Origin of the sequence: Robertmurraya sp. (assembly GCF_036676585.1) — a bacterium.
Lineage (GTDB): Bacteria > Bacillota > Bacilli > Bacillales > Cytobacillaceae > Robertmurraya_A.
Genome location: NZ_JAKFCQ010000128.1, coordinates 1 through 5754 on the forward strand (window position 1 = coordinate 1; position 5754 = coordinate 5754).

Annotated in this window: 7 protein-coding genes; all 7 read right to left on the reverse strand. The window is 39.9% G+C overall.

From position 1 onward, the window contains the following. Window positions 1–169: 169 nt before the first annotated feature. Window positions 170–1489: a UDP-glucose dehydrogenase family protein gene (locus ACGLXV_RS17215; RefSeq protein WP_391559594.1), complete on the reverse strand. Its 1320-nt coding sequence runs from the start codon at window positions 1487–1489 to the stop codon at window positions 170–172. After that, window positions 1486–2391 (reverse strand): UTP--glucose-1-phosphate uridylyltransferase GalU, encoded by a 906-nt coding sequence (gene galU / locus ACGLXV_RS17220; protein ID WP_391559595.1) that lies wholly within the window; start codon window positions 2389–2391, stop codon window positions 1486–1488. Before galU ends, ACGLXV_RS17215 begins: the two co-directional genes overlap by 4 nt. 3 nt (window positions 2392–2394) lie before the next feature. Continuing rightward, window positions 2395–3183, reverse strand: a complete 789-nt coding sequence (locus tag ACGLXV_RS17225) for a HipA family kinase (protein ID WP_391559596.1) — start codon at window positions 3181–3183, stop codon at window positions 2395–2397. Beyond that, complete coding sequence (locus ACGLXV_RS17230) at window positions 3176–4297, reverse strand: glycosyltransferase family 4 protein (protein ID WP_391559597.1); 1122 nt, start codon at window positions 4295–4297, stop codon at window positions 3176–3178. Before ACGLXV_RS17230 ends, ACGLXV_RS17225 begins: the two co-directional genes overlap by 8 nt. A gap of 8 nt (window positions 4298–4305) precedes the next feature. Continuing rightward, window positions 4306–4896, reverse strand: a complete 591-nt coding sequence (locus ACGLXV_RS17235) for a hypothetical protein (protein WP_391559598.1) — start codon at window positions 4894–4896, stop codon at window positions 4306–4308. A gap of 233 nt (window positions 4897–5129) precedes the next feature. Continuing rightward, window positions 5130–5390: a YiaA/YiaB family inner membrane protein gene (locus tag ACGLXV_RS17240; protein WP_119710336.1), complete on the reverse strand. Its 261-nt coding sequence runs from the start codon at window positions 5388–5390 to the stop codon at window positions 5130–5132. 127 nt (window positions 5391–5517) lie between these two features. Then, window positions 5518–5754, reverse strand: a 237-nt coding sequence (locus tag ACGLXV_RS17245) for a glycine betaine ABC transporter substrate-binding protein (RefSeq protein WP_391559599.1), incomplete at its 5' end; no start/stop codon positions are given.

The window sequence follows — 5754 nt, forward strand, 5'->3', positions numbered from 1 at the left end:
GAGCGCTCCAACTGAGATAAAGGAAACACGAAGAGCCAGAGGCGATTCGATGTTGACTTATCGTAGGGCGGAGAGCGAAGGACACTAGGCGCTAGGGCGCTGGAGCTAGACAATTCTCAAAGTCGAAAATCTTATACTTTCTTATCTTTTAAAAAAGCTGAAGACTTCTTCAGCTTTTTCTCATGATGATAGCTGGCTTTCCGATCGGATAATACTCAATTTCCTCACAGTCCCGAACAGCCTCTTCAGAGTAACTGTTTCTTCCATCAAATACGATAGGCTCTTTCATTTGAGAAATAACTTCTGATAATACGAGCTGTTTGATTTCCTTCCACTCCGTAACGATAAAGACAGCATCTGCCCCTTTTAACGCCTCTTCCACTGAAGCAGCATACACGATTTGTTCTCCGAAAATCGTTTTCGCATTACGAGTTGCCACTGGGTCGTACCCAATTACGCTTGCTCCTTCTTTCAGCAAAGAATGGATAATCGTAATCGAAGGTGCTTCTCTCATATCATCTGTGTCCGGTTTAAAAGCAAAGCCTAATACAGCTATTTTCTTATGCTTCAGATTTCCAAAACGATTCAGAGCCTTATTCACAAGAAGCTGCTTCTGTCGGTTGTTAATCATCATGGTTTCTTCAATCATTGTAAAAGGCACATGATTTTCTTTCGCGATGGCTAAAAGTGCACTAACATCCTTAGGAAAACAGGACCCGCCATAACCGATTCCACTTTGTAAAAAGGCTTCCCCTATCCGTTGATCTAGCCCCATCCCTTTAGATACAGCTTCTACGTTTGCACCTACTGCCTCACAAAGGTTTCCTATATTATTAATAAAGCTAATTTTTGTTGCTAAAAAGGCATTCGATGCATACTTAATCATTTCCGCACTTCTTGCATCTGTCGTGACAATTGGAGCGTTTAGAGGAGCATACATCTTTTCAATCACTGCAGCTGCCTCCTTGTTCTCACACCCAACCACAATTCGGTCAGGATATAATGTATCTGACACCGCTGATCCTTGTCGCAAAAATTCCGGATTGGATACAACTGAAGGTGAGATTTTCTTTTGACTAGCTCCCTCCAGCCATTCTTTCACCTTTTCATTTGTGCCAACGGGTACGGTACTCTTTATCACAATGATCGCGTCTTCTTTTAAATATGGAGCAGCATCGTGGATCGCCTGAAATAGATACGTTAAGTCTGCTTCCCCACTAGATTGCTGAGGAGTACCAACAGCAATGATTATGACTTCTGCCTTCTCCAACCCTTCTTGATGCGACGTTGTGAACTGTAATCGTTTGGCATCCATATTTTTCGTAATCAATTCTTCCATTCCTGGTTCATAGATGGGAGATATTCCTCCACGAAGAAGGTTTATCTTTTCTTCACTAGTATCAATGCATGTAACATGATGTCCGATTTCTGCTAAACAAACACCTGTAGATAGTCCCACATAACCCGTTCCAATTACAGCAATTCTCATATTCCATCATTCTCTCGTTGTTGAAAATCGATATTCTCATAGATGTCTTTTATATACTCTAGAACCACTTCCCTCATGTCTTCCCTTCTTAGCGCAAAATCGAGTGTTGCTTTCACAAACCCGAGTTTGTCTCCAATATCGTAACGTGTACCCTCAAATGAGTAAGCAAATACGGCTTGCTCTTTATTCAGTTCATTAATTGCGTCAGTTAACTGCAATTCGACATTAGGAACGATCGGTAATGACTCAAGCTTTTCAAAAATTTCTGGTCTAAACACGTATCTCCCGATAATCGCATAGTTTGAGGGAGCATCCTCTTTCCTTGGCTTTTCGACTAATGAATCAAGTGAAAATAGATTAGGAATTCCGATGGCTCCTTTTGGTTTCACAATTCCGTACTTGCTCACCTCATCGTCGCTTACCGTTTGAACAGCCACAACCGAGCTATTACAGTATTCGAAAGCATTCATTAGCTGCTTTAAGCAAGGTACTTCTGATTCCACAATGTCATCACCCAGCATAACGGCAAACGGCTCATTGCCGATAAAGCTTTTCGCACATAGAATCGCGTGCCCCAATCCAAGCGGTTCCTTTTGCCTTACATAATAGATGGATACTAAACTTGATAACTTGCGAATTTCTTCTAGAAGCTCTACCTGATTCTTTCGTGTTAATGTGTCTTCGAGCTCATAGGATTTATCAAAATGATCTTCAATCGAACGTTTGCCTCGTCCGATAATAATGACAATTTCTTTAATTCCAGCTGCTACTGCCTCTTCGACTATATATTGAATCGTCGGTTTATCGACGATGGGCAGCATTTCTTTTGGCTGTGCCTTGGTTGCTGGCAAGAACCTTGTTCCCAATCCTGCAGCAGGAATAATTGCCTTTCTTACCTTCATCCTTCACCCTCCCCTCTGTTCTTCTCTGCCGATTGATACGGGAGGTACTCCCTTGCCATAAATTTTTTTTAAACTACGTGGAAGCATCTTTTTACGGCGTCTAATCAAATACTGAGAAAGTATTTTTTTCTCATCCGCGCTTACTTGCCAATCATCCGGAATGATGCTGACAATTTCCTCAATTAGAAAGTTAGGGATTGTTTGAATCACTTTTATTGCTTCATAAAACTCCGACTCATCTTTTACAAATTGGGCCATTAACCGGTGAGTTGCACTTTTTAATATTTTCACAGGAAGATCTTCTACTTGTTCTCCTGTCCAGTTATAGGAACCAAAGCATTCCGCATGGTCAATGATCCATAGATGATACGTCTCATTTCCCTCTTCTTTTAGTAAAATATTTTTCTTCGTTCGATCTCGGTTGGATAACCAATAATCAAATAAAATAATTGATGCTAGCTGATGCTCGTTTACGATTTTCTTAATTTGAGAGACTTCGTGTCCATTGTAGCAACCAGAAATATATCGTGAAGCAAACTGATAGCGACTAGCACTTTCAATAAAATCAGGAATTTGAGCGGAGAACTCAGCTGGTATTTCTACAATTTGTGCATAAGGCATAGGTAGCTGTAAGTACCTGGCTATGCAGTATGCAACCCATTCGTTTGGCAATGATTTTTCGAATCCTTGTATGAAATACTTCACTGCATATTCATGTCCATCGTCAAACTTAATTAAGTGAGTGTTTGATTTCCCTTCTAACTTCTTTACGTATGAAACTGGCTTAATCATCCACCTTCACCACACCATCTTTACCTGTTTCCTTTTGCATGATTGCTAGTAAAAACTGGACATATTTCTCGGCTACTCGGTGAATATGGAAGTTCTCAAGGGTGTGTAAAATCGCCGCTTCAGACATCTCTTTCTGCACTTCTGGCTGGTCAACAATGAAATATAGCTTCTTGATTGCTTCATCTACACTCATTCCGTGAAATAGTTTCCCTGTTTCTCCATCTCTCACAATCTCTGTGACAGGCATCATTCGAGAGGCAACCACTGGAACTCCACAAATCATAGATTCCACAAAAGTGTTCCCAAATGACTCGGTCTTTGTAGTCGCGATTGTACAGCCACCAGATTGACGGATCTTTGCATACACATGTGGCATTTGCTGGTAAGGAATCACCGGAAACCACTTAATCAAGTCCTGTAACCCTTCTTCTTTCCACTTTGCAGCAAACTCTTCTCTCTGCACACTTTGTGCTCCACCAATGACCCAAAATTCAATATCATCGCGTTCCTGTTTAACTCTTTTAGCGATTTCCACAAGCATTGGCCAGTTCTTCCTTTTATCTAATCGTCCAATCCAACCGATAATCTTCTTATCCTTTGGAAGACTAGGCTCTGCATCATAATCGATTTCTTCTTCATTAAGTGCATAATAATAAGCTGGGTCGATTCCGTTATAAATCACCTCGATTGGAATTCCTTCAATAAGGAGGGATACAAGCCTTTTTTGATAATAGGAGGGAACAATGACGGCTACCGGTTGAATGCCCTGGAAATTTTGGATATGAGGAGTGATTTTTGTCAGTTCTGGGGTACGTGCTTCGACTATTACTGGTCCGTTATAATTGGCCATTTTCAGCCACTTATAGGCATCCTTTGTATCTACAACAATGATTGCGTCATATTGATTATCTTGTATGATTTTTACTATTTCGTCTTTGTCCTTCGTCAAGTAAACGGGAGCGATATCTTCCATAATATGCATACCACCGTGATCTGTCCTATACAGAAACTCTGTTTTTATGCCATATTTTTTAAAATATATCGCCCGATTACGCCACCCAGCATTCACCCCTCCAACCGTGAGTAGACGCCAGATTACTAGTATTTTCATCATGACTCTCCTTACTTTTTGTCCTTTTTACTGTTATCAGTAATTTTTTGCATTAATATGGATGTGAGTTCCTGTCTTAACATTTTGCTTTTCTTGTCATCTTTTTTGTCTGACATATTAAATCCATTGATGATACGTTGGATGTCTGTAAAATCAATTTTTTGTTGTTTTGTGTTTGACTCTTCTACTACCGGTTGCTGCTGTTTCTGCTCTAATGCGTCCCAGTGCTCGTCAATTTTCTGCATCACTTCATCAGGGTTTTCCCCTCTTGCTAACATCGTTTTTACCCATTCTTCTTTAAAAACCTTGTGCATTAAGTTGGCAAGATTTTGAGCATTTTCCTTATCATCCTTCGTTAACAGGCGACCACTTAAGTCCTTAACAATTTTCTTCGTTTTTCCACCCTCCAAGAGCAAAGGATAAATCTCTTTAGCAAGCTCTTCCATGCGCATATAATAGTTCCACTCCTCGAGAAGTTCCGGAGAAATAGCCTTCACATGTGATAGAAACGTCTCTTTATGGGTTTCTCCTAAGGATGTTAATAGTTTGCGAGGATATGGATATACCCGGTCACGCCAAATGGTCCTTGCGACATCGATCACGCGAAGACTGCCATCTGCTTGGAGATAAATTTGTCTCTTATGATGATCGATTCAAAAAAAGTAACCACCTTTCTACCATACTATTCACGGTCTACAAACCAGTGTTATATTTACATTCTCTTTACATTAGTTTCAAAAATTTTAAAAGTGTACAGGCTATTAACTAGGGAAAAGGCGGAATTTTAGCTTACAGAAAAATAAAAGAGAGAATGACCGAAGCCATTCCCTCTTTCCTACTCAATACTATTCGAATGTGAACGCTGACGCTCTTGTTCAGCGAGAATTTCGTTATCCTCTGCATTGTCTCTTGTTACTTTTTGCGTCAAGATCGCCCCTACAGCAACCAAGATCATAACAGCGATATAGTAGCCTTTTTCATTTAGTTCAAGACTATCAGCGTTATAAAGACCGATACTAAAAAGGAATACCCCTGCAAAGAAAGTAAAATAAGCTAGTACGGTGAAGGCCGTGGTATTTCTACGTCTGTACTTCATATTCATCCCCCTAAAACCAACTATAAGTTCCATTTCAGGTATATTATACCAAGTAGACGTGGTGTAAATCTACACTTTTTTTCATAAAAAAAGGCTGACTTTTAATCGTCAGCTCTTCTTCCTGTTATTACTCACCCTTAATCGCTTTTACTTCATCAGGATGATTATCAATCCATTCCTGTGCCACTTCTTCTGCATCGCGATTATTATCTTCAATTTCAACAATCATCTTTTCAATATCTGATACATCCATGCTCCAGTTGCTTAATAATTCATATGCTTCTGGTGCTTTATCTTTTAACTCATTGTTTGTAATAACATGAACTTCTGATGTGTCAAAGTATCCTTCTGGACTTGGAAGTAC